24 protein-coding genes and 1 pseudogene are annotated in these 22,968 nt (G+C 30.5%); 12 read left to right on the forward strand and 13 right to left on the reverse strand.

What is annotated here, in order from left to right; translation table 11 throughout:
• Both AJ886_RS03935 and AJ886_RS03940 read left to right on the forward strand, forming a co-directional pair.
• Positions 1-476 (forward strand): annotated as a pseudogene (locus tag AJ886_RS03935) (glycosyltransferase family 2 protein); the annotation flags it as partial.
• Entirely contained in the window at positions 476-1,435 is a 960-nt protein-coding gene (locus AJ886_RS03940; RefSeq protein ID WP_070287154.1) for a radical SAM protein, read from the forward strand. The pseudogene AJ886_RS03935 and the gene AJ886_RS03940, both read left to right, overlap by 1 nt.
• Here AJ886_RS03940 and truD read toward each other — a convergent pair.
• Both truD and AJ886_RS03950 read right to left on the reverse strand, forming a co-directional pair.
• Entirely contained in the window at positions 1,428-2,546 is a 1,119-nt protein-coding gene (gene truD, locus AJ886_RS03945; protein ID WP_070287155.1) for a tRNA pseudouridine(13) synthase TruD, read from the reverse strand. The two genes, AJ886_RS03940 and truD, sit on opposite strands and share 8 nt — an antisense overlap.
• Positions 2,515-3,336 carry a thiamine-phosphate kinase gene (locus tag AJ886_RS03950; RefSeq protein WP_070287156.1) on the reverse strand — a complete coding sequence of 274 codons (822 nt, stop codon included), beginning with the start codon at positions 3,334-3,336 and terminating at the stop codon, positions 2,515-2,517. The genes truD and AJ886_RS03950 overlap by 32 nt, the downstream gene beginning before the upstream one ends.
• A gap of 86 nt (positions 3,337-3,422) precedes the next feature.
• Between AJ886_RS03950 and AJ886_RS03955 the strand changes: the two genes are divergently transcribed.
• The 10 genes from AJ886_RS03955 to AJ886_RS04000 all read left to right on the forward strand — a co-directional run bounded on the left by AJ886_RS03955 (position 3,423) and on the right by AJ886_RS04000 (position 11,119).
• The gene (locus AJ886_RS03955) at positions 3,423-4,496 is read left to right on the forward strand and encodes a DUF5644 domain-containing protein (RefSeq protein ID WP_070287157.1); all 1,074 of its coding nucleotides are present in this window, start codon (positions 3,423-3,425) and stop codon (positions 4,494-4,496) included.
• A complete protein-coding gene (locus AJ886_RS03960) occupies positions 4,493-4,876 on the forward strand; it encodes an ornithine carbamoyltransferase (RefSeq protein ID WP_070287158.1) in 384 nt (127 codons plus the stop codon). The genes AJ886_RS03955 and AJ886_RS03960 overlap by 4 nt, the downstream gene beginning before the upstream one ends.
• Positions 4,869-5,552, forward strand: a complete 684-nt coding sequence (gene rsmD / locus AJ886_RS03965; protein WP_070287159.1) for a 16S rRNA (guanine(966)-N(2))-methyltransferase RsmD — start codon at positions 4,869-4,871, stop codon at positions 5,550-5,552. The genes AJ886_RS03960 and rsmD overlap by 8 nt, the downstream gene beginning before the upstream one ends.
• Positions 5,553-5,610: 58 nt before the next feature.
• Complete coding sequence (locus AJ886_RS03970; RefSeq protein ID WP_070252594.1) at positions 5,611-6,657, forward strand: flagellar basal body P-ring protein FlgI; 1,047 nt, start codon at positions 5,611-5,613, stop codon at positions 6,655-6,657.
• Positions 6,657-6,998: a hypothetical protein gene (locus tag AJ886_RS03975; RefSeq protein ID WP_070287160.1), complete on the forward strand. Its 342-nt coding sequence runs from the start codon at positions 6,657-6,659 to the stop codon at positions 6,996-6,998. Before AJ886_RS03970 ends, AJ886_RS03975 begins: the two co-directional genes overlap by 1 nt.
• Before the next feature lie 62 nt (positions 6,999-7,060).
• The gene (flgM, locus tag AJ886_RS03980; protein WP_070287161.1) at positions 7,061-7,258 is read left to right on the forward strand and encodes a flagellar biosynthesis anti-sigma factor FlgM; all 198 of its coding nucleotides are present in this window, start codon (positions 7,061-7,063) and stop codon (positions 7,256-7,258) included.
• 41 nt (positions 7,259-7,299) lie between these two features.
• Positions 7,300-7,734, forward strand: coding sequence for a flagellar protein FlgN (locus tag AJ886_RS03985; protein WP_002779263.1), 435 nt, complete (start codon positions 7,300-7,302; stop codon positions 7,732-7,734).
• Positions 7,735-7,743: 9 nt separating this feature from the next.
• Positions 7,744-9,570, forward strand: coding sequence for a flagellar hook-associated protein FlgK (gene flgK / locus AJ886_RS03990; RefSeq protein ID WP_070287162.1), 1,827 nt, complete (start codon positions 7,744-7,746; stop codon positions 9,568-9,570).
• A 16-nt stretch (positions 9,571-9,586) separates the two neighbouring features.
• A complete protein-coding gene (locus AJ886_RS03995) occupies positions 9,587-10,351 on the forward strand; it encodes a TIGR02757 family protein (protein WP_052800369.1) in 765 nt (254 codons plus the stop codon).
• Between the two features lie 3 nt (positions 10,352-10,354).
• On the forward strand, positions 10,355-11,119 hold the full coding sequence (locus AJ886_RS04000) for a TSUP family transporter (RefSeq protein ID WP_070287163.1): 765 nt from the start codon (positions 10,355-10,357) through the stop codon (positions 11,117-11,119).
• On the opposite strand, the gene AJ886_RS04005 is transcribed toward AJ886_RS04000, so the two are convergent.
• The 11 genes from AJ886_RS04005 to rplM all read right to left on the reverse strand — a co-directional run bounded on the left by AJ886_RS04005 (position 11,112) and on the right by rplM (position 22,952).
• The gene (locus tag AJ886_RS04005; RefSeq protein ID WP_070287164.1) at positions 11,112-12,293 is read right to left on the reverse strand and encodes a type II secretion system F family protein; all 1,182 of its coding nucleotides are present in this window, start codon (positions 12,291-12,293) and stop codon (positions 11,112-11,114) included. The genes AJ886_RS04000 and AJ886_RS04005 overlap by 8 nt on opposite strands.
• Complete coding sequence (locus AJ886_RS04010) at positions 12,290-13,849, reverse strand: GspE/PulE family protein (protein WP_070287165.1); 1,560 nt, start codon at positions 13,847-13,849, stop codon at positions 12,290-12,292. Before AJ886_RS04010 ends, AJ886_RS04005 begins: the two co-directional genes overlap by 4 nt.
• On the reverse strand, positions 13,839-14,426 hold the full coding sequence (locus AJ886_RS04015; RefSeq protein WP_002870888.1) for a hypothetical protein: 588 nt from the start codon (positions 14,424-14,426) through the stop codon (positions 13,839-13,841). The genes AJ886_RS04010 and AJ886_RS04015 overlap by 11 nt, the downstream gene beginning before the upstream one ends.
• Positions 14,427-14,429: 3 nt before the next feature.
• Positions 14,430-15,038, reverse strand: coding sequence for an ATP-binding protein (locus AJ886_RS04020; RefSeq protein ID WP_002862129.1), 609 nt, complete (start codon positions 15,036-15,038; stop codon positions 14,430-14,432).
• A complete protein-coding gene (gene mshL, locus AJ886_RS04025) occupies positions 15,031-16,443 on the reverse strand; it encodes a pilus (MSHA type) biogenesis protein MshL (protein ID WP_002870886.1) in 1,413 nt (470 codons plus the stop codon). The genes AJ886_RS04020 and mshL overlap by 8 nt, the downstream gene beginning before the upstream one ends.
• Positions 16,421-16,732: a hypothetical protein gene (locus AJ886_RS04030; RefSeq protein ID WP_002862131.1), complete on the reverse strand. Its 312-nt coding sequence runs from the start codon at positions 16,730-16,732 to the stop codon at positions 16,421-16,423. The genes mshL and AJ886_RS04030 overlap by 23 nt, the downstream gene beginning before the upstream one ends.
• Before the next feature lie 23 nt (positions 16,733-16,755).
• The gene (gene nifJ, locus AJ886_RS04035) at positions 16,756-20,316 is read right to left on the reverse strand and encodes a pyruvate:ferredoxin (flavodoxin) oxidoreductase (RefSeq protein ID WP_070287166.1); all 3,561 of its coding nucleotides are present in this window, start codon (positions 20,314-20,316) and stop codon (positions 16,756-16,758) included.
• 93 nt (positions 20,317-20,409) lie between these two features.
• Positions 20,410-21,051, reverse strand: a complete 642-nt coding sequence (locus AJ886_RS04040) for an HAD family hydrolase (protein ID WP_002887739.1) — start codon at positions 21,049-21,051, stop codon at positions 20,410-20,412.
• Positions 21,051-22,010, reverse strand: a complete 960-nt coding sequence (gene cadF, locus AJ886_RS04045) for a fibronectin-binding outer membrane protein CadF (protein ID WP_070286091.1) — start codon at positions 22,008-22,010, stop codon at positions 21,051-21,053. Before cadF ends, AJ886_RS04040 begins: the two co-directional genes overlap by 1 nt.
• A gap of 124 nt (positions 22,011-22,134) precedes the next feature.
• On the reverse strand, positions 22,135-22,524 hold the full coding sequence (gene rpsI, locus AJ886_RS04050; protein ID WP_002851459.1) for a 30S ribosomal protein S9: 390 nt from the start codon (positions 22,522-22,524) through the stop codon (positions 22,135-22,137).
• 2 nt (positions 22,525-22,526) lie between these two features.
• Positions 22,527-22,952 carry a 50S ribosomal protein L13 gene (gene rplM, locus AJ886_RS04055; protein ID WP_002779321.1) on the reverse strand — a complete coding sequence of 142 codons (426 nt, stop codon included), beginning with the start codon at positions 22,950-22,952 and terminating at the stop codon, positions 22,527-22,529.
• Positions 22,953-22,968 lie beyond the last annotated feature (16 nt).

Raw genomic sequence — 22,968 nt, forward strand, 5'->3', positions numbered from 1 at the left:
TAAATTCCCAAAATAATATAATCTTACAACAAACTAATCAAATTCATAATTTAAATACAACCTTGGAAAATCAAAATCAATTATTAATTGCAAAACAAAACCTGCTAAAATTCCAAAATAATTATGGAAAAGCCAAAATAAGAATTCAAAACCAACTTTCTTATAAACTAGGACAAGCTTTGATTTTAAATTCTAAAAGTGTATTCGGTTGTTTATCTTTGCCTTTTATAATATTAAGCATTGTTATTTCACATAAACAAGAACAAAAGGCTTATAAATTTAAAGTAAAGAAAAATCCAAATTTAGCTTTACCTCCTTTAGAAACTTATCCTGATTATAATGAAGCTTTAAAAGAAAAAGAATGTTTTACTTATAAATTAGGAGAAGAATTTATTAAGGCTAGTAAAAATTGGTATGGGGGTGGGTATATTAAATTTTGGTTAATTAACATACAAAATTTAAAAAGGAAAAATTAATGAAACTAAAACAATGGCTATTATCACTAGTAAAAAAACTACAAACTAAAAAGAAATATAAGCATATTTTAGAATTGCAATCTAGAATTACAGAACTAGAAAAAATAAATAATATTTTATTAAACAATATGACAACGGGGGGGGGTATAACAGAAAAAATTAAAAAAATTACTCCTAGACCTTTTTTGCACGGCATTAGTTTTCATTTAGCAGAACACTGTAATTTAAATTGTTTTAGTTGCGATAATTTCTCTCAGATAGCTAAAAAAGGCTATTATGAATTAAATCAATTTGAAAAAGATGTGCAAAAAATATTTCACATTACCGAAGGAATGGTAGAACAGTTTTATTTAGCAGGAGGGGAACCTTTGATGAATAAAGATTGTAAAGAATATTTTTATATTTTAAGGAAATATTTTAAAAATAACTCAATTTGGTTAATTACTAATGGAATTTTACTCCCAAAACAAGATAATTCTTTCTGGAAAGCTTTAGAAGAAAATAATATCATCCTAAGACCTACAAAATATCCCTTGAAAATTGACTGGGAAAATATTAAACAAAAATGCAAAGAATATAACATAACACTATCTTTTTTCAATGATGAAAACATAGAAAAAACCAGTTTTAAAACAGCTTTAAATTTAAAAGGCGATAGCGATCCATTCGATAATTTTACAATTTGTCACAGAGCTAATATAAGAATACAAATAAAGGATGGTATAGTATACCCATGTCCCATAGTAGCAAATATCAAATATTTTAATAGCTACTTTAAGCAAAATTTGCAAATTTCTAATAGAGATTATCTTAAACTTAACAAAATTACAAGTTACGATGAAATATTAAACTTTATATCCAAACCTTTGCCATTCTGTAGATATTGCGCCATTTCAAAAATGGATTGTAGACCTTGGTGTCATAGTACAAAAAACATAACAGAATATGCAGTTAACTAAAGATTGTATTATGCAAAATTTCTTCTAAAACCACAGTGGCATAAGAGCCTTTTTGTAAGAAAAACTCTATACAAAAATGAGCTTTTTCTTCATCATAACGCCATTTTAACTCTTCTAAATATCCCCACATAAAGCGTCTTGAACCTTGCATTTTAGCCTTAAACCCCAAAGCATCTTTAAAAATTTCATTTTCTAAATTTAAAGCCAAACCTTCTCCTGTTTCATAAGTCTTAGCACCGATTAAAAGCCCCATAGCGCTAATGTCTCTTGCTCTAAAACGCTCAAGCTCAGCACTTAAATCCTCGCATAAAAAACACTTTCCAAAAGGATAATGCCCTAAAACTTCGCCTTTTAAAAGCTTAAAAAATTGTTCTTGTTTTTTAAGTTCCTTAGCTTCTTCTTTAGAAATTTTATAAATTTGGATCAATTCTTTTTCGCTAAAATCATTTGCAAAATGTGATAACTCCACTCTTTTACTCAAATAACGATTAAAAAGCTCACTTTGAAAAGCCGAGATTAAAAACTCTTTCATTTTTACATTTTTCATCTTTTTGCCACGCAAAATTTCAAGCCCTTCTTTGTAATTATCCCCAAATTTTCCAAAACGCTGATAGCCAAAATAATTCGCAAAACCTTGTTTATCCAAATTCATCAAAGCTTGTTCTAGCTTTAAAGCATCGCTTGGTAAAACTTTTTTTAAGCGTATGAAAAAAGAATTTCCTTTTAAATGCCCTATTCTTAGCTTGTTTTCATGGATAAAAGTTTCTAAAATTTTAAGTTTAGGATGAGAAAAATTTGACAAAAAACTCTCAAATTTTTTAGGCATAGAAAGGTATTGAAAGGTTGATCCTTGCTTGTCTTTAAGCCCTGCATAACCAAAATCTCTTATTTTAACCCCGCTTGCTTCACTTAAAATTTTTAAAGCTTCATTTGTGGTTAAATCTTTTTTATTGATATGCAAAATAAGATGCTCGCCCTTACCGCTAAATTCATACAAAGGTCTTTCACGCACTACAAAATCATCGCTATTTTTACTAAAATACGCATTAATAGGGCTGTGTTTTAAACTATATAAAGGCTTAAAAATGGTGTTCTCTTCCGCTAAATTCATATTTTCCTTTCACTGCTTTTCCAAAGATATTTAATTTCACGCCGTGTTTTTTGGCTATTGTTTCTATATTTTGCCGTTCTTTTTCATCAAAAGCAAATAAAATTTCATATTCTTCTCCGCTATAAAGCGTATAATCATCAAGTTTTTTAAACCAAGAAATACCGCATTTATTTAAGGCTAAAAGTCTTGATAAATCTTTGCTTAAACCATCTGAAATATCCATAGCACAAGAAATTAAAGGTGCGATTTCATAAAAAAAACTAGCTCTTAATTTTGGCTTTATAAATACATGATTTGGTTTTAAAGCACCCCCATTTTGCAAAATTTCAAGCCCTTTTAAACTTCGCCCTAATTTTCCTGTATAAGCAAGTAAATGTCCCTTTTTTAAACCTTTTCTAAAAACGGCTTTATTATTAATCTTTGAAATGATAGTAAGACTAATGTCTATTTTATCATTGCTTATAGTATCGCCGCCTATGATTTTTATGTTAAATTTCCTAGCTGTTTTTAAAAAACCTTTTTGCAAGGCTTTGATCTCATTTTCGCTTAAATTTTTTGGCAAGGCAAGTCCTAAAAGTGCGTATTTTGGTACAGCATTCATCACAATGGCATCTGAGATATTGACAAGCATTGCTTTTGTAGCGATTTGCCCTAAGCTAAACCACTCCCTTTTAAAATGCACATTTTCAAAAAACAAATCCTTGCTAAAACACCAATCATCAATAATAGCTCCATCATCGCCATTTTTTTCATTTAAAAAAGCTTTGATAATAAAATCTTCTTTATTCATAATGCGTGATTTTATAAAATTTCCTTTTAAATTCTAGTGAATTTTAGAAAAATTTTATATAATATAGAAATATTTAAGGAAAAACCATGAAAAAATTAGAATTAAGAATTTTTAGATTTGATAAAACCAAGGATTATGACGCTTATTATAAACCTTATATTTATGATAATTATGAAAATTTTGCAAGCTTTTATGATTTGCTTTTGCAAGTTCAAGATGATGATATTTATTTTGATTTTGATAAAGATGAAGACACTTACATAGTGGTAAATAAGAAAATCATACCACTTTTTACACCTTTAGAAAAAATAGCAAAAGAATTTGATTTTAATCTTTGTATCGAGCCTTTAAGCACAAAAAGAGCCATTAAAGATCTTATCATCGATAAAAATGATTTTTTAGACAAATACAAATATCTTGAAAAATTTGGCGATGAAGAGGATAAAAAGCTTTATGTAAAATATGATTATTTATATTATGCAAGTGAAATTTTAGACTATCTTCCTGAATATATGGGCGATGGAGTGTTTTATTTGGCTTCAAAAATGATAGAAAAATATCCTGAAAAAAAGATAGAAATTTTAAAAACTCTAGCAGATAAAGAAAAGGGTATTTTTTATCATCTTGAAAGCAAAAATGAAATTTTAGAAACAACGATCAAAAACCTACAAAATGAAATTTTAAATTTAGGGCTTTTTGATAAAAATATTTTACACTTTGATTTACCTAGAACCAATGCTTTTGATAATGAGATCAAAGAACTTAAAGAAATTAAACATAATTTTAAAGATTTCAATATAGCTTTTTATGGTTTTAATGCTTGTGATACTTTAAAATCCAAACTTGAGGCTAAATTTATTTCCTATGAAAACAGTACAAAAAATAATGGCTTTACTTTACTGAATTTAAACCCTACGCTAAGCTATAAAATGGCTGCAGATGTTGTTTTGGACGCTTATGATAGCGGGGCTGATTTTATGGTAGTAAAAGAAGAAAAAGATTTTTATCTTTTTGATACTTGTGCTAAAAAACTTATGCAAACAAGCGGAAGGGAATTTGAAGACTTTTATATTTTAAGTCGTTTTGAGTTTTTAGCCCTTATCGAAGGTATACAAGCTCCATCATTAAAAAATCACACTTTAAAGGTTAGTTTGATATGAAAATCTCTTTAGAATGCAAAGATCTCATCATAGAAAAAACTTTAGAACTTTTTTTAAAAGATCATTTGGTGATGAAAAAAGATTGTGATTTTATCATTAGCGATGAAAAAATTCATACCGCAAAACCCTTATTTATCATCTCTAAGAACTCTCCATTTTTAAGCGTGCCATTTAGCAAAGAAGCCTTGTTTGAGTCTTTAAATGAATTTGATAATGCCTTAAAAGCAGCAGCTTTACAACTTGCACTTGAACAAAAAAGACTGCTTGAAGAAAAAATTGATGCTATTGCCTTGGAATTTAAAAAAGATTATGAAAATAAAATCGATCTTGCCATAAAAGATCTTAAAAACAAACTCATAAAAGCACTTAATAATGAATGACGAATTTATAAGCGTTAAAGACTTTTTTAATCATAATGAAAAAAGAAAAAATTTCCTTCAAAAACAAGAAATTAATCCTCTTAAAGAAAAAATAAAAAAAATCAAAGAAACAAAGCTTTATACAAATATAGAAAGTGGTAAATACAAAGGAAAAAAACTACTTTTACCTAGTCTTACAACAACAAGAAGTACTAAAAGCATAGTAAAAAGTTGTGTTTTTAATGTAATAAGGGAAGATTTAAGAGATAAAATTTTCATTGAAGCCTTTGGCGGAAGTGCTTTAATGGCGGCTGAAGCACTAAGTAATTATGCTTTAAAAGCTTATGCTGTAGAACTTGATGTAAAAGCTTATAAAATTGCTTTAGAAAATGCTAAAAACATAGATCCAATTTTAGAAGTGATCCACGCAAATACTTTTGAAATTTTACCCCAACTCATAGAAAATTCAAAAAATGAAATCATCTTATATCTTGACCCACCTTTTGATATCAGGGAAGGTTTTAGCGATATTTATGAAAAAATTTATCATTTTTTAGAAAATTTAGATTTAAAGACTTTAAATTTAATTATTTTTGAACACCACTCAACCATAAAAACTCCTGAAAAAATCCAAAATTTTCAAAAAGTCAAAGAAAAGAAATTTGGATCAACAAGTTTAAGTTTTTACACTTCTTAACTTACTTGGAACACTTCTTGCTTGATCTATCATCAATAATAGATTAAAGGAAGAATCCATGAGAGTTTTAACGATATTTTTACTCTTTATGACAAGCATTTTTGCAGTGCAAATCAAGGATGTAGCAAACACTGTAGGTGTAAGAGATAACCAACTTATAGGTTATGGACTTGTTGTAGGGCTTAATGGAAGCGGCGATGGAACAAGCTCTAAATTTACACTACAATCCATCTCAAACCTTTTGCAAGGTATGAATATCAAAGTAGATCCTAACGATATCAAATCAAAAAATACCGCAGCTGTTATGGTTACAGCCAAACTTCCAGCCTTTGCAAAAAGCGGAGATAAACTTGATATTACCGTTTCATCTATGGGTGATGCAAAATCTTTACAAGGCGGAACACTTTTACTGACTGCACTTCGTGGGATTGATGGTGAAATTTATGCCATAGCACAAGGCTCTATCTCAACAGGAGGTTTAACACCTAGACCAGGAGGAGCAGGTTCTCACTCAACTACTGCAACTGTAATGGGTGGAGCTAATGTAGAAAGAGAAATTCCACAAAATTTTAGCCAAAATAATGATCTAACCTTAAGCTTAAAAGTAGCAGACTTTAAAACCGCAAATGATATAGAAAGAGTTTTAAATACCGTTTTTGGCGAAGAAGTGGCTAAAGCCATCGACTCTCGCACAGTAAAACTCAAAAAACCTGAAGATCTTTCAAATGTTGATTTTATGGCAAGAGTTTTAGAACAAGATATAGCCTATAAACCACAAAGCAAAGTTATCATCGATGAAAGAACAGGAACAGTGATTGCTGGAGTTGATGTAGAGGTAGAACCTGTTTTAATCACTCATAAAGATATCACTATAAAAATAGATCCAAACAATAACGCAGTAGCTAATCAAAATGAAATCGATATGAAAGATGGTGGTTTTGTAGATCCAAGTTCAAATACCTTAAGAATCAACAATGCCAAAAGCACAGTTGCAAATATAGCTAGAATGCTTAACAAACTTGGAGCAACCCCAAATGACATTATCGCTATTATGGAAAATTTAAAGCGCGCAGGTGCAATTAACGCAGATTTGGAAATCATCTAATGAAAGTGGATAATTTTTTAAATACTTATAGTATGAATAGCGCTTTACTTGATCGTGCAGCCAAAGCAAGAAGTTTAGAATCAAGTATTAAAATAAATGACAATAATATAGTTACAAAGAGTAAAGAAGATGAAGCCTTAAAAGAACAAACGGATGCTTTTGAGGCATTTTTTTTAAAGCAAGTTTTAGATGTATCTTTAAAAAGTCAAAATTCACTCTTTGGAAAAGATGCCAGCGATGAAATATACTCTTCCATGTATAACGATACCATGAGTAAAGCTTTAAGTGGAGGTATGGGTTTTTCAAAATTATTATACGATTTTTTAAAAGAAAGGGGTTAAGTTTTTTAAATTTGGGTCGATATGGTTTGTAGAGGATTATAACTAAGATCAAGGAGGCAGAAATGATCAATCCTATACAACAAAGTTATGTGGCAAATACCACATTAAATACAAATAGAATAGATAAAGAAACAAAAACAAACGATACTCAAAAAACGGAAAATGATAAAGCGAGTAAAATCGCAGAGCAGATTAAAAACGGTACTTATAAAATCGATACAAAAGCTACGGCTGTTGCGATTGCTGACTCTTTAATCTAAAACTTTCATTCTCCTTTTTTTGAGAGAGAAAAGGAGAAAATATGCTTAAACAAAGACTTGATGAAGTAAATGCTATCTTAGCAAAACTTATTGCTTTAACCGAAGAAGATATAGAAAATATCAAAGTGGCTAAACATGAGAGTGTAACGCCAAGTGTAGAAGAAAAAAACAAACTTATCGCCGAATTTATTACAGCTAAAAAACAACTTGATGTTGCCTTGGTTGAGCTAAATAATAGCTCTACAAAAGGGCTTAGTGAACTCTTAGATGATGAAGATAAACAAAAACTAGATCTACTTAAAAAAAATCTTCAAAACCTTCATAGTAAAAACAAAGAGTATGCTAAATTTGTTCTTATTGTCAAAGATTTTCTTGATGGCTTAGTAAATAAAATGTTTGATATCAATGATGGAACAAATAATGCTTATGGAGATAAAAAGACAAATCCAGAGTCAATTTTCAAAATCAATGTATAAGGATTTATAATGGGTATTTTTGGAACATTATACACAGGTGTTACAGGCTTAAAGGCAAGCGAAGTTCAAATCGCAACAACTGGAAATAATATCTCAAATGCTAATGCAACTTTTTATACACGCCAAAGAGTAGTGCAAACTACAAATGGGTATATTACCACAGGTGGAGTTCAAGTAGGCACAGGAACTGCTATAGAAAGTATAGTGCGTTTGCATGATGAGTATTCTTACTATAAATTAAAAGGTGCATCAAACCAACTAGAATACACTAAATATATGGCTTCAACCTTACAAGAAATCGCTCAGCGTTTTCCAGACTTACAAAATACTGGAATTTTGAAAGATTTAGAAAATTATAACAAAGCTTGGAATGATTTTGCATCTAACCCCAATGAAAATGCCACAAAAATAGCCCTTGTAAAAGCTTCTCAAACCTTAACAGAAAGCGTTAATAACACTTTTGCAACCTTGGATAAAATCCAAAAAAAAGTAAATGATGATATTAAAAATACGGTTGATGAGATTAATAGAATCGGCGAAGAAATTGCTACTATAAATAAACAAATTTATGGACAAGAAGCCCTACCAACAGAACACGCAAATGAGCTTAGGGATAGAAGAGATGAGCTTGAGCTTACTCTTTCAAAGCTAGTTAGTGCAGTTGCAAGCAAAAATGAAATCAATCAAGACAATCGCCTTGATACAACCATCACTGATCCAGGACATCAATACAATCTAAGTATAGAAGGTTTTAGTATAGTAGATGGGATAAATTTTCATCCTTTAAAGCTTGATTATGATGATAAGAATAAATCTTATAGCATTTATTATGAAACTCCTGATGAAAAAGTTCGCGATCTTACTGCAAAGATTAGCGGTGGACAGCTTGGTGCTCAACTTGACTTACGCGGTAGAAACTATAGCAAAAGCGAAGGAAAATATGAAGATGGAATTATCCAAGGTTATATGGATTCTTTAGATACTTTTGCTAAAACCATGATCAATGAAACTAACAATCTTTATGCGAGTTCTGCGAAAAGTTCTGTTACCTCTGATTATCTATCTGGACTTAAGGGAGATATTCCTTTAGTTAATTACGACAGAACCATACAACCAGGAAGTTTTGATATAGTCATTTATGATGATAAAGGCGATAAAAAACTCACCAAAACCATCACCATAGATGTAAATACAACCATGAATGATATCATGCGTCAAATCAATGCTAATACAGATGATAATAACGATCACAATGCAAATAATGATGTTGATGATCATATCAATGCAAGTTTTAGCTACGATGCAAAAACTGGAGATGGTTTATTTCAAATCAATGCAAAATCAGGTTTTAAGGTAGCCATTGAAGATAAGGGCACAAATTTCGCAGGTGCGTTTAGCATAGGTGGTTTTTTCAGCGGAACTGATGCAAGTGACATGAAAGTAAAAGATTCCATCTTAAATGATCCAAGTACAGTAAGAGCAAGCTCAAATGGAGTTGATAGTGGCAATGACATGGCAAATAAAATCATCCAACTTCAATATAAAAAAGTTAATTTTTATAATGAAGATGGCACTATCGATAATCTTACTATGGAAGAATATTACCGCAAACTTACAGGTAAAATAGCCTCAGATGGTGAAAATAACAATGTCGTCAATTCAAGCAATGAAACTCTTTATAATTCTGTTTATAGCGAGTACCAATCTAAAAGTGGCGTAAATACAAATGAAGAATTAGCCGCCCTTATACAATATCAATCAAGTTACGGTGCAGCAGCAAAAATCGTCTCAACCGTAGATCAAATGCTTGATACCTTACTAGGGCTTAAATCTTAAGCTCTAGTAATATCAAATGAAAAATTTTATCCATCTTAAAGCTAAGCTCGATTTTTTAGCCAATCAAAAAAATACCAATCATTCCCTTTTTGAAACTCCAGATCCTTTGCAAATTGCTAAAATTCACAATGATGAATTTATTGCCTTAATTTGTGCTTTATTTGCCTATGGAAATGCTAAAAATATAGTAAATTTTCTAAAGAAACTTGATTTTTCTTTATTAAACCTTCAAGAAAAACAAATAAAAAAAGAACTTAAAAATTTAAAATACCGCTTCCAAAATGAAAAAGATATACAAGAAATTTTTATCACTCTTTCAAGACTGAAAAATGAAATTTCACTCTACGAACTTTTTTATCAAGCCTATCAAGAAAGAGAAAATACCACAGATGCCATCTTAGCTTTTATGCAAAAAATCAAAACCTTAAATTCATATTCAAGTTATGGATATGATTTTTTCTTTGGAAAAATTTGGCAAAACACCCCTACTTCACCTCTTAAACGCTATAATATGTATCTAAGATGGATGGTTAGAAAAGATGAACTTGATCTTGGACTTTTTACCAAAATTCACACCAAAGATCTTTTAATTCCACTTGATACACATACACATAAAATTTCCTTGACTTTAGGACTTCTAAAGCGTAAAATATATGATTATAAAAGTGTTTTAGAACTCACGCAAAATTTAAAAAAATTAGATGCAAATGATCCCATAAAATATGACTTTGCACTCTATCGTTTAGGGCAAAGTAAGGAAATTGACAAATTTAAGGAGTGAAAAATGGGCTTTGAGTACTTAGATACAATTTATTATTTCATACTTTTTTTTGTAGCTCTTTTTGCTGGTTTTATAGATTCTATTGTAGGTGGAGGAGGGCTTATTACTCTACCAGCACTCATAGCCTGTGGGATTCCTGCGCATTTATCTTTAGCAACAAACAAACTCCAAAGCGTCTTTGGTTCTTTTACGGCTACTTTAACTTATTTTAAATCCACCACTCTACCTCATCTTGCTTGGGGTGTTTTTTTTACAGCCTTAGGAGCGGCTATAGGAAGTTATAGCGTTCTTTTTGTAAAAGATGAGCAATTAAAGCTTATTATCTTAATCTTTTTAACTCTTACTTTCTTATATACAGCCTTGCGTCCTAACTTAGGCAAACACGAAAGCGAACCTAAAATAAAAAATATCAAAATTTTTCATTTAATTTGTGGCTTAACTTTAGGATTTTATGATGGATTTTTAGGGCCTGGAACGGGTTCATTTTGGATTTTTGCTTGTGTGATGCTACTAGGTTTTAATATGAGAAAAGCAAGCATTAATACTAAAATTTTAAATTTCACTAGTAATATCATTGCTCTTGCTATATTTTTATGGCAATACGAACTTTTATGGGCTGTAGGCTTGCTTATGGGCGTAGGACAAGTTTTAGGAGCTTATTTAGGCTCAAAACTTGTATTAAAAACTAATGGAAAGTTTATAAAAACTTTATTTTTAATCGTTGTAGGAGCTACTATCATTAAAGTAGCTTGGGATTATTTTAGTTAAAATTGACCCCTGAGCTAAGCTCCCACATAGGTAAGAATATACCTAAAGCCAAAAACAAAACTAAAAGCGCTACAAATAAAATCATCATAGGTTCTAAAAAAACCAAAAATCTATCCATCAAATTTTCGCTTTTTTGTTGATAATATTTGGCAATTTCTTCACTTAATACTTCAAGTCTTCCACTTTTCATCGCAACACTAAGCATAGAAAATACCAAAGAATCAAAAATATCAATCTTTTTAAAAACCTGACTTAACTCAAGACCAGAATCTATAAAACTAAAAAGTTTTTTATACTGAAAAATTAAAAATTTATTTTCAAGCCCTATAATAGCTAAATCAAAAGCTTTAGATATTGAAATTCCATTTTTTAAAAGTAAAGAAAAAACCATAAAAAAATAATAATTTTGATTATAAATAATCAAACGAGAAATCAAAGGTATTTTTAAAAATAAAAAATCGCAAGAAAAAGCAAAAGAATGAAAATTTTTATAAGCTAAAATAAGCATAACAATAAAAATAACAAACAAAAATGTGCAAAAAATTCCATAGCCATCTAAAAAATTATAAATTTCTAACATTACATGCGTGATAAAAGGCAAACTCACGCCTAAATTTTCAAATAAATCTTTAAAATTAGGCACTACAAAAAGCATTAAAAACAAAAATGCTCCGATAATACTTAAAAAAACCAAAGTAGGATATCTAAAAGCCTTTTTTAATTGTTTTTGACTCTCTAAGCTTTTTTCTCGAAGTTTAGAAATTTGACTAAACACTTCACTGATTTTTCCTGTCTTTTCAGCCGTTTTAATCAAAGCTAGCTCCGCACGATTTAATCCAAAATTAGCATTTTCAAAAGCTTGATTTAGATTTTGAGCTAAAATTAAATTGTCTAATATTTTTTTCATAATCTTGCAAGAATGCATAAGATATAATTCTCTAATCGCTTCTTGAACACTTAATCCAACTTCACACAACAAAGCCAGCTCTTTAAAAAAGAGTATAAAATTTTCATCTTTTAATCTCTGAAAATTAGATTTTTGAATTTCTTTTATATCAATGATTTTCCAATTCTTTGATAAGGCTTTTGCTTGTGCTGTATTTAAATTTTCAGCTTTTATAGTTTTTGTATAATTTTGATTGTTTTTAAGAAATTCTACTTCATAAAATTTCATCTTACAACCCTTAAAAGCTCATCTATACTTGTAAGACCTTCTTTGGCTTTTTTTAAACCTTGTTCAAACATAGTTTGAAAGCCATATTTTTTTGCAAGCTCCATTAAAATCGTTTTATCTTGATTTTCCCTAATTGCACAAGCTAAATCTTCATTGATCTCTAAGCACTCAGCGATTAATTCTCTGCCAAAAAATCCACTATGATGACAACGCTCACATCCTTTTGGTTCAAAAAATTCACCTTCAAATTCAATATAATATTTTTTGCTTTTTTGCTTACACCAAGGACAAAGTTTTCTAACCAAACGCTGTGCTATAACAAGACTCAAAGCCGATGCTATCAAGTAACTTTTTGCTTGCATATCCAAAAGCCTATCAATGGTACTAAGAGCATCATTAGTATGCAAGGTGCTTAAAAGCAAATGACCTGTTAAAGAAGCTTTAAGTGCAATATCTAAACTTTCTTCATCGCGAATTTCTCCTATCATGATAATATCAGGATCTTGCCTTAAAATTGCTCTTAAAATACTATTAAACTCGACTCCAACTTTTGAATTAAGCAAAATTTGCTGCACTAAAGGAATTTTATACTCTATAGGATCTTCTGCGGAGATAATCTTTTTTTCAATACTTTTCAACTCATTTAAACACGCGTATAAAGTTGTGCTTTTACCACTACCTGTAGGGCCGGTTAATAAAATCATTCCATTGGGACGATGTAAAATCTTTTTTAAAATTTCTAAATTTTTATTTCCAAGATTTAGTTTATACAAATCCAAAATTTCTTTATCATGTTTTAAAATTCTTATAACAACACTTTCGCCATAAATCAAAGGCAAACATGAAACACGAAAATCATATCTTTCATTTTCAAAATCTAATTCAAAACTTCCATCTTGCGTTTTTCTTGATTCAGCTAAATTCAAACAAGCTAAAAATTTGACATGAAAAACCAAAGCTTCATAAATATCCTTCTCAAAAATAGCAAATTCACGCAAAATTCCATCAACCCTAAATCTAATCAAAGCGTCATCATTCCTTGCTTCTATATGAATATCACTCGCATGAAAAGATAAAATTTCATGTAATAAAAAATCAAAAATTTGACTGATGCAACTTTGATCATCTCTTTTTTGATTTTCTTGCCATTCAAGTCTAAGCTTAATGCTTAGTCTTTTAATCTCCTCTTGAATGCGAATTTGATTTAAAATTTTAGCTATCTTTAATTCATCGGCAATTGCAGTGTCGATTTTTTCACAAATCATAAAAGTCTTAACTTGCTCTAAAAGCTCTAAAGAACAAGGTTTGGATCTAATAATCATAAAGCCGTCATTGTTTTTAATAAGCAGAAATTTAAATTTTAAAAGTAAAGAAAAAGGTATACCTTCATAAATAAAATCATTATCTTCATCTAAATCAACAAAATGCAAATTACAAAAATTTGCTAATTTTTTAAAAAAATCCCAAGAAGTGATATTAAATTTAGTGCAAATTTCATCAAGACTTATTTCATTATCAATATAAGCTTGAAAAATTTTATCCATTCTACTTTCCATCTAATTCCATTAAACCATAATAATTTATATAAGCATCTAAAGCACTTTGAGCTTCTTTTTCTTCACCTAAAGCTCTTTTAGCCTGAGCAAAAATCAGCCAAGAATCTTGTTTTTGCTTGTCAAGTTCATTGGCTTTTAAAGCCCAAAATATTGTCTTTTGATAGGCTTTAATATCAAAATACTTCTTAGCTAAATTTAATGCCTTTTCATAGCTTGGATTTCGATAAAAAGATTTTTTTAAATCAGAAATATTTAAAATTTTAGAATCAATTTCTATCTTACTAATATGTGTATTTTCCTGCACCGCTTTAACTTCTTCTAGTTCTTTATATAACTTTTCCCTAGAAATCTTATTTTTTTCTTGTAAAATTTGTGCTTGAAGAATCTTTTGCTCTAAATGCTTTTTATGTTCAATAGCTTGCAAATAAATATTTTTTTGCTTATTATATTTTTGCATTAGCACAAAAAAACAAAATGCTATTGCTAAGATTAAAACAATTAAAAATAAATATTTTAAATATTTTTTAAGTAAAAAATATTTATACCTAAGCTCAAGCTCTTTAATTCTTTCTTGCATATCTTACCTTAATAAGCCATTCTCTAAAGCACTAAGCTTTAAAATATACTCTTGACTTTTGTTTTTATCGAAAAAACTATTTATCTCGTAAAAACTTTTTAAAGTTTTATCAATATATCTTAAATTTCCTTGAGAAATTTTTTGTAAAAACTTAAGACATTTATTTGAAAAATTCATTCCAAATTTCAATTTAATATAATCATCAAGTTCTAAAAGACTAATATTTTTCAATTCAAAACAAGCACTTAAGCGACTTTTAAAATGCTCTTTTTTAAGTATATTCAACTTTTTATGAGAACTTAAAACAAAACTTATAGAATCACTATAAATCCTGATGCTTTCTAGCATTGCATAATCATACATTCCCACTTCATCAAGAATAATTAAACTCTGGCCTTGTGAAATCAAAAACTCAATTTTTTCTTTTAAGAAACTCTGATCTTTAAAATTTTCATTAATAAAATCAACATTATATTTTTTTGCCAATCTTTGCAACAATACACTTTTACCACTACCGCTTTTTCCCCATAAAAAAATAAAAGCTTTTTGGCTTTCTAAAATTTGATTGATTTGATGAAAAATTTCTTCTCTAAATGGAATAATTTTACTCATAATGCTTAAATCCTAGATCTTTAAGACTTGGAGCGTTTACACTATCTACTATACTTGGAGTGATAATAAAAACAATTTCAGTTGCTTTAGAATTTAAAACTTCTCCTTCAAACAAAGAACCTAGGATTGGAATTTTTGATAGAAAATTGATAGAATTTTTCTCATTAGATTTATCGTGAGAAATCAATCCACCTAAAATTAAAGTTTGATTATTCTCCACTTGCACAACACTAGAAAGCTTTTTTTGTATAGTATCAGGAGCAATAGTTCTTGGCTCTTTTTGTCGTTTATTATCTTCTGGATACTTAAAATCACTTAAGCTTGGATTAATCCTAAGCATTATTTTTCCATCATCAGAAATTTCAGGCAAGATATTGAGTAAAATGCCTACAAAAATAGAATAATTATTATAACTTTCACTAACAGTAGTCCCATTTTCAGTACCTTTAGAACTTTCTTTGACTTGATAATTTATAGTATCGCCTACAGAAATAATGGCTTGTTGGTTGTTTAAAGCCATAAGCTTTGGATTAGAAAGCACGCTAGTTTTTCCATTTTGAGAAAGAAAGTTAATAATAGAATCAAAATTTAAATTTGCCCTTAAACCCAAATTCTTAACAAAACCTTGCCCATTTTGAAACTGAATAAAAGAATTTTCATTATTTACTTGTGAATTTAAACCTATATTAAAATTTTGCCAATTAATCCCACTAGAATGGCTTTCATTTAAACTCACAGCAAGTATGCTAACATCGATAATAACTTGTTTTTTAAGACGATTTTCTAGTTTTTGCAAATAATTTTTCACACTTTTTAACTGAGAATTTGTTCCAGTTACTATAATAAGACCTGCATTGGGATTTATAATGGGAGTTTTAGCCTCATAATCTTCATGAGAATTTTTTAATAATACAATAATCTCTTTTTCTATATTTTGCCAAAAATCAAATTTTTCCATACTTTTAATCATATTGTCTTCTGCGTCATCAAAACTACCGCTATATTCACTTTGCCTTGGTTTAGCGTCTACAGACGCTTTAGTTATGCTTTGTCCTTCTCTGATAGAAGTGATATAACTTATCTTGAAAATCTTCGTATTAATGCCTGAAATTCTTAAAATTTTACCATCAAAATCATAGCTAAGATCATGCTCTTTGATAAAAAAATTAAAAATTTCGTCCAAACTCATTTGATGAATATTGACAGAGTTTTGCAATGTTTCTAATTTTTCTTTGGCAATTTTATCTTTAACAATAATACTAAAAGAACAATATTTTGCAAGCTCATCAAGACTTTCTTGTATGCTTAATTTTTCATTAATACTGATATCAAAAAGACGCTTTTGACAATCTAAAGCATAAAGATAATGGCAAAAAAGAATGTTAATTAATATTAATCTTATCATTTTTATTTATTTGGATTGCAATTTCTAAATTATCATATTGGAATTTAATCTCTTTAGTATTTATTTCATGTATTATAGCATCATCAATCATATCACCTTTTTTATACCATCGATCATAAATTTTTACTTTATCAAGCATAATTGCAGTAATTTTAATATGTCTTAATTTTTCAAAAGTAGGATTCACAAATGGGTTTTGAAGAGTATTAAAATTTATGCGATTTTCTTTATCTATAAGTTTAAAATACTCTTCAAAATTATCTTGTGCAAACAAAGTGCTAAAACACAATGTAGCACTAAAAATATATTTTATCAGCTTTCAACCTCATTACTATAATCAGCCATAGCGATACGCTTAAGCTGTCTATAGCGACGTTGAGCGTCTTTTTTATTGCGTTCAAAAAGCTCAACAGCATGTTCAGGATTTGCTTTTTTAAGTGAATTATAACGCACTTCATTCATCAAAAATTGCTCATATAAATCCCAATCAGGCTCTTTTCCTGTTAGAGTTAAAGGATTTTTTCCTTGCTCTTCTAAGCGAGGATCAAAGGTATAAAGTGGCCAATAACCACATTTTGTAGCAAGCTCACCTTGCTCTCCTGAGTAACCCAGCCCACCTTTAATACCATGAGCTATACAAGGAGAATAACAAATCACCAAAGATGGTCCATCGTAGGCCTCAGCTGCAGTGATAGCTTTGATAAGATGAGTATAATTTGCCGTTGAATTTACTTGTGCTACAAAAATATAACCATAAGTCATAGCAATTTGACCTAGATCTTTTTTCTGTATAGGTTTGCCTGCTGCTGCAAACTGTGCTACAGCTCCTGTTCTAGAAGATTTTGAACTTTGACCGCCTGTATTAGAATAAACTTCTGTATCAAGCACTAAAATATTTACATTTTCTCCGCTTGCTAAAACATGATCAAGTCCGCCATAGCCTATATCATAAGCCCAACCATCACCACCAAAAATCCAGTGAGATTTTTTACTTAAATACTGTTTAAGCTCTAATATATCTTGCACCGCTTTAATATTTTTATTTTGCTCTAAAATAGGGATCATTTTATTTTTAATTTCCACAGACATAGCACCATTGTCTTTATTTGCAATCCAATCTTTAAAAAGAGCTGATAAAGCATTTGGAACTTCTTGCATACTTTCATTCATGATATGTTCAATGCGGTGTCTTGTATTTTCAGTTGCAATTTTCATACCCAAACCAAACTCAGCATTGTCTTCAAAAAGTGAATTTCCCCAAGCAGGACCGTGTCCATTTTTCACACTTTTTCTATAAGGAGTTGATGGAGCTGAGCCCCCATAAATAGAACTACAACCTGTCGCATTAGCCACAATCATTCTTTCACCGAACAATCTTGTAATTAAAGTAATATAAGGAGTTTCCCCACATCCAGGACAAGCTCCATGGAATTCAAATAAAGGTTGGGCAAATTGTGCTCCTTTTGTAGTTTCTTTATTTAAAATATCATCTTTGTATGTGATTTCTTTAAATAAATAATCCGCATTTTCTTGCTCACCAAAATCCATCTCTTCTTGAAGTGGTACCATAACCAAAGATTTTTCTTTAGTAGGACACTCATGAACACAAAGCTCACAGCCTGTACAATCAAGTGGAGAAACTTGAATTTTAAAGCTTAATTTTTCTCCTTTGGTTCCTTTAGCTTCTAAAGCATGATCTTTTACACCGCGAGGTGCATTTACCATTTCTTCATCATTAATCAAAAATGGTCTAATAACAGCATGCGGACAAACTGAAGCACATTGATTACATTGGATACAATTTGCCTCTATCCATCTTGGTACCATAACCCCAACACCGCGTTTTTCGTATTCGGTTGTGCCGTGTTCAAAACTTCCATCTTCATAACCTAAAAAGGCTGAAACAGGTAAATCATCACCCTTAGCCGCATTCATAGGTTTTACGATTTTTTCAACAAATTCAGTACCTTTATAGGCATTGGTTTGTTCTTTTTCTTTAAGCTCTAAATTTTTCCAATTTGGATCTACTTCAACTTTTACAAGTCCATCAGCACCCACATCAATAGCCTTGTAATTCATTTCTACAATAGCATCGCCTTTTTTACTATAAGATTTATACGCAAGCTCTTTCATGTATTTTTGTGCGTCTTCATAAGGAATGATTTTTGCAAGTTTGAAAAAGGCTGATTGCATAATGGTATTTGTACGATTTCCCAAACCTATATCACGAGCTAGTTTGGTTGCATTGATGATATAAAAATTTACTTCTTTTTCAGCTAAAGTTTTCTTTACTGCATCTGGAAGTTGTCTTATGGTTTCTTCAGCATTCCAAATACTATTTAAAAGGAAAGTTCCTCCTTTGCGAATTCCTGCTAAAACATCATAAATTTCCAAATAAGCCGCTACCGAACAAGCGATAAAATGCGGAGTTGAAACAAGATAAGTTGAACGGATAGGTTTTTTAGAAAATCTTAAATGGCTTCTTGTATAACCCCCTGATTTTTTAGAATCATAAGCAAAATAAGCTTGAGCGTAAAAATCCGTTTTATCCCCGATGATTTTAATCGAGTTTTTATTTGCACCCACAGTTCCATCAGCACCAAGTCCGTAAAATAAACATTCGATCGTACTTTCATCTCCAAGTGAAATTTTCTCTCCAGTACTCAGTGAAGTATGAGTTACATCATCAACTATACCTACAGTAAAGCCATCTTTTGGATTATCAAGTTTAAGATTTTCAAATACTGCTATCATTTGAGCAGGATCAACATCCTTTGAAGAAAGTCCGTATCTTCCACCCACTATAACAGGAGCATTTTCTCTTCCATAGAAAGCTGATTTTACATCAAGATAAAGTGGCTCCCCAAGACTTCCTGGTTCTTTGGTTCTATCTAAAACTGCGATTTTTTTCACTGATTTTGGCATAACATCAAAGAAATATTTTAAGCTAAATGGGCGATAAAGATAAACTTTTAAAATCCCTACCTTTTCACCCTTAGCATTAAGATAGTCTACCACTTCTTCAAGTGCTTGAGTCACAGAACCCATAGCAACAATCACACGCTCTGGCTCTTTATGTCCATAATAAGTAAATGGTTTGTATTCTCTACCTGTGATTTTTGAAATTTCTTGCATATATTCATTAACAACATCAGGCAAAGCATCATAAAAACGGTTACTTACTTCTCTAGTTTGAAAATAAATATCATCATTTTGTGCTGTTCCGCGTGTTTTTGGATTTTCTGGATTTAAAGCATTATTTCTAAATTCAAGCAAAGCTTCTCTATCTAATAATCTATCAAAATGTGCATAATCCATTACTTCAACTTTTTGAATTTCATGGCTTGTTCTAAAACCATCAAAAAAATGCAAAAATGGCACTCTTCCCTTAATTGCAGCTAAATGTGCTATACCAGCTAAGTCCATGGTTTCTTGCACGGAATGCGAACAAAGCATAGCAAAACCAATTTGTCTTGCCGCATAAATATCTTGATGATCACCAAAGATAGACAAAGCTTGAGCAGCCAAAGAACGCGCTGCTACATGGATTACACAGGGGAGTAATTGACCTGCTATTTTATACATATTTGGAATTTTAAGGAGTAATCCTTGAGAAGCTGTATAAGTTGTAGTCAAAGCCCCAGCCTGTAAAGATCCATGCACACTACCTGCAGCACCTGCTTCACTTTGCATTTCTACGATTTTTACAGGAACTCCAAAAAGATTTTTTTTGCCTGCAGCTGCCCACATATCGGTGTAATCAGCCATAGGAGAACTAGGTGTAATAGGATAAATTCCAGCAACTTCAGTAAAAGCATACGCAGCGTATGCAGCAGCCTCATTTCCGTCCATAGTTTTCATAATTTTACCCATTGAGACCTTCCTTATATATTGATAATTTTTATAATTTTTTAGCTATCAATTTACTATAAATTCTCTTAAAAGGCGTTTAACGAAAACTTGAAATTAGTTTAATCTAGCTATATAATTAACAGCCTCATATGCATTTAAAAATACCATAGAATGAGCTTTTAATTCATTTTCATTGCCATAGCCACAAGTTAAGGCCAAAGGAGTGATATTAGCAGAAATTGCAGCTTGAATATCTAGTATTGTATCGCCTATCATATAGGCATTTTCTTGAGTTTTATTAAGTCTTTTTAAGGCTAAAATTATAGGTTCAGAACTTGGCTTTGGATTTATGACATCTTCAAGAGTAATTAAAGTTTTAAAGAATTTTTTAACCCCCAAATAATCAAGTAAAATCGGAGTAAATTTACCTCCTTTTGTTGTAACTATACCAAGATCTGCAATTTCGCTTCCAAGTTCTAATGCTTCTTTTGCTTTAGGCAAAAGAGTGGTTTGTTCTAAATAAATTTGTGCATAAATTTCACGATAAGCTAATACAAATTCTTTACTTAAATTTACTTTATCTGGATAAAGCATTCTAAACATTTGCTCTAAAGGATAACCTATGAGATTTTTGATTTCTTCATTATTTTTAGAAGTTAATCCAAGGGCTTTAAAAGCTCCTTGGAAAGAATTTAAAATAGCATCAGTAGAATCAATTAAAGTGCCATCTAAATCAAATAAAATAGTTTTATTCATTATCTTAAAATAAATTTAGCATCCACTCTTCTATTATCCGCTCTACCTTCTTTAGTGTCATTGCTTGAGCGAGGATTATCTTGACCATAACCTACTGTTTTGATGCGACTTTTTTCTACACCATATTTTTCAAGTTCATTAGCAACACTTTTAGCACGTCTTTCAGAAAGCTTTTGATTATAAGCTCTTGAACCGATATTATCTGTATGTCCTTCAAGAATAGTATCATATCTTTCATTTTCATCTAAAACTTTTGCAATTTCTTTGATTTTTTCTTGAAAAGTTGGATTTATAGTAGTTTTATCAAAACCAAAATGACCTTCCAAAGAAATAGTTTTTTCGCAACCATTTTCATCTAATAAAGCACCTTCTCTTGGTTCTACAGGACATTTTACTTGTGGAGCTGGACGAGTATCAGCAACTTCTTCTACAGCTTTTTCCTTTTTGCCACCAAAACCAAAACTAATACCTAAAGTTGAAACCCAATTATGGTTTGCATGGTTAAAATTAATTTGATCTCTAGTTTCAAGTCTTAAAGCCAAAGAATCACTAAGACGGAATTTTACACCCGCGCCATAATGTCCAAATCCACCGCTTTTATTATCATAGGCAGCATTTGAAAAATCCTCATATCCTCCACCTGCTAAACCATAGAAATAAAATTTCTCACCTACATCAATACCTTTAATAGCACTCAAATAAGTTCTTGTAATATCTGTAGTTTTATTTGTATTTGTATATTTAACATCAGAATAATGCTCTAACCCAAATTCTAATTGATCAAGCCAAAAATCGTCAAAATGATAACCAAGTCTAATCCCTGGTGCATAGCGATTATCCATATCTAAATTACCTTCAAAGTAATTATAGTTTAAAGTTGGAGTGATTTCAAATTTTACATTGTTATCAGCACCGAATAAAACACTTGCCAAACCTAAACATAATAATATTTTTTTCATAGAAAAAACCTTTCATTGTGTTATAAAATAAAAATTTAAATTTTGCAATTATATCATAAATGACAGAAAAAAGGATAAGTTTTATAAAAAATTGTAGAAAGGTGGGAAAATCCCACCAAAAATATTAACGTTTAGAGAATTGCGGGCTTCTTCTTGCTTTGCGGCGTCCATATTTTTTACGCTCAACAGTTCTACTATCTCTAGTAAGAAGTCCTTTAGGTTTTAATAAAGCTCTAAAATCAGCATCCATAGCTGCTAAAGCTCTTGAAATTCCATGTCTTAAAGCTTCAGCTTGAGCACTATAGCCCCCGCCTAAAGTAGTTGCTTTAATATCCATTGAAGTTTCTTGTTTAGTCACAAGTAAAGGTTGAACCACTTTAAGCTTAATCGCCTCGTGTCCACCAAGCCAAGTGTTTAAATCAACACCATTAACACTAATTTTACCACTACCTGGTTTTACCCATACCTTTGCGATAGCAGTTTTTCTCTTACCTGTTGCGTATGTTGTTGCCATGATTATTTTCCTTCTTTAGCAATTTGCGCAGTGTGTGGGTGCTCACTACCCGCATAAATTTTTAATTTTTTAAGCATAGCTCTGCCCAAATTTGTTTTAGGAAGCATACCTCTAACTGCTAATTTATATAATTTTGCAGGATTTTTTTCAAGTAAATCACCAAATTTTTCGCTTTTTACACTTCCAAAATATCCTGAATGTCTATGATAAAGCTTATCTTCTGCTTTATTAGCACCTGTAAATACAGCTTTTGAAGCATTGATGATAATTACATAATCACCACAATCAACATTTGGAGTAAAGCAAGGCTTGTTTTTACCTCTCAAAATTGTTGCTACTTCAGTTAAAAGACGACCAAAGCGTTTGCCTTCTGCGTCTAAAACAATCCATTCTCGTTTTACTTCGTTTGGCTTTGTTATCTTTGTCATAATTTTTACCTTTGCC

Source organism: Campylobacter sp. BCW_6465, from assembly GCF_001762815.1.
Lineage (GTDB): Bacteria > Campylobacterota > Campylobacteria > Campylobacterales > Campylobacteraceae > Campylobacter_D > Campylobacter_D jejuni.

Coding starts and splice junctions, on each gene's coding strand:
- AJ886_RS03940 (WP_070287154.1), top strand. CDS start 476: ATGAAACTAAAACAATGGCTATTATCACTAGTAAAAAAACTACAAACT.
- truD (WP_070287155.1), bottom strand. CDS start 2,546: ATGAATTTAGCGGAAGAGAACACCATTTTTAAGCCTTTATATAGTTTA.
- AJ886_RS03950 (WP_070287156.1), bottom strand. CDS start 3,336: ATGAATAAAGAAGATTTTATTATCAAAGCTTTTTTAAATGAAAAAAAT.
- AJ886_RS03955 (WP_070287157.1), top strand. CDS start 3,423: ATGAAAAAATTAGAATTAAGAATTTTTAGATTTGATAAAACCAAGGAT.
- AJ886_RS03960 (WP_070287158.1), top strand. CDS start 4,493: ATGAAAATCTCTTTAGAATGCAAAGATCTCATCATAGAAAAAACTTTA.
- rsmD (WP_070287159.1), top strand. CDS start 4,869: ATGAATGACGAATTTATAAGCGTTAAAGACTTTTTTAATCATAATGAA.
- AJ886_RS03970 (WP_070252594.1), top strand. CDS start 5,611: ATGAGAGTTTTAACGATATTTTTACTCTTTATGACAAGCATTTTTGCA.
- AJ886_RS03975 (WP_070287160.1), top strand. CDS start 6,657: ATGAAAGTGGATAATTTTTTAAATACTTATAGTATGAATAGCGCTTTA.
- flgM (WP_070287161.1), top strand. CDS start 7,061: ATGATCAATCCTATACAACAAAGTTATGTGGCAAATACCACATTAAAT.
- AJ886_RS03985 (WP_002779263.1), top strand. CDS start 7,300: ATGCTTAAACAAAGACTTGATGAAGTAAATGCTATCTTAGCAAAACTT.
- flgK (WP_070287162.1), top strand. CDS start 7,744: ATGGGTATTTTTGGAACATTATACACAGGTGTTACAGGCTTAAAGGCA.
- AJ886_RS03995 (WP_052800369.1), top strand. CDS start 9,587: ATGAAAAATTTTATCCATCTTAAAGCTAAGCTCGATTTTTTAGCCAAT.
- AJ886_RS04000 (WP_070287163.1), top strand. CDS start 10,355: ATGGGCTTTGAGTACTTAGATACAATTTATTATTTCATACTTTTTTTT.
- AJ886_RS04005 (WP_070287164.1), bottom strand. CDS start 12,293: ATGAAATTTTATGAAGTAGAATTTCTTAAAAACAATCAAAATTATACA.
- AJ886_RS04010 (WP_070287165.1), bottom strand. CDS start 13,849: ATGGAAAGTAGAATGGATAAAATTTTTCAAGCTTATATTGATAATGAA.
- AJ886_RS04015 (WP_002870888.1), bottom strand. CDS start 14,426: ATGCAAGAAAGAATTAAAGAGCTTGAGCTTAGGTATAAATATTTTTTA.
- AJ886_RS04020 (WP_002862129.1), bottom strand. CDS start 15,038: ATGAGTAAAATTATTCCATTTAGAGAAGAAATTTTTCATCAAATCAAT.
- mshL (WP_002870886.1), bottom strand. CDS start 16,443: ATGATAAGATTAATATTAATTAACATTCTTTTTTGCCATTATCTTTAT.
- nifJ (WP_070287166.1), bottom strand. CDS start 20,316: ATGGGTAAAATTATGAAAACTATGGACGGAAATGAGGCTGCTGCATAC.
- AJ886_RS04040 (WP_002887739.1), bottom strand. CDS start 21,051: ATGAATAAAACTATTTTATTTGATTTAGATGGCACTTTAATTGATTCT.
- cadF (WP_070286091.1), bottom strand. CDS start 22,010: ATGAAAAAAATATTATTATGTTTAGGTTTGGCAAGTGTTTTATTCGGT.
- rpsI (WP_002851459.1), bottom strand. CDS start 22,524: ATGGCAACAACATACGCAACAGGTAAGAGAAAAACTGCTATCGCAAAG.
- rplM (WP_002779321.1), bottom strand. CDS start 22,952: ATGACAAAGATAACAAAGCCAAACGAAGTAAAACGAGAATGGATTGTT.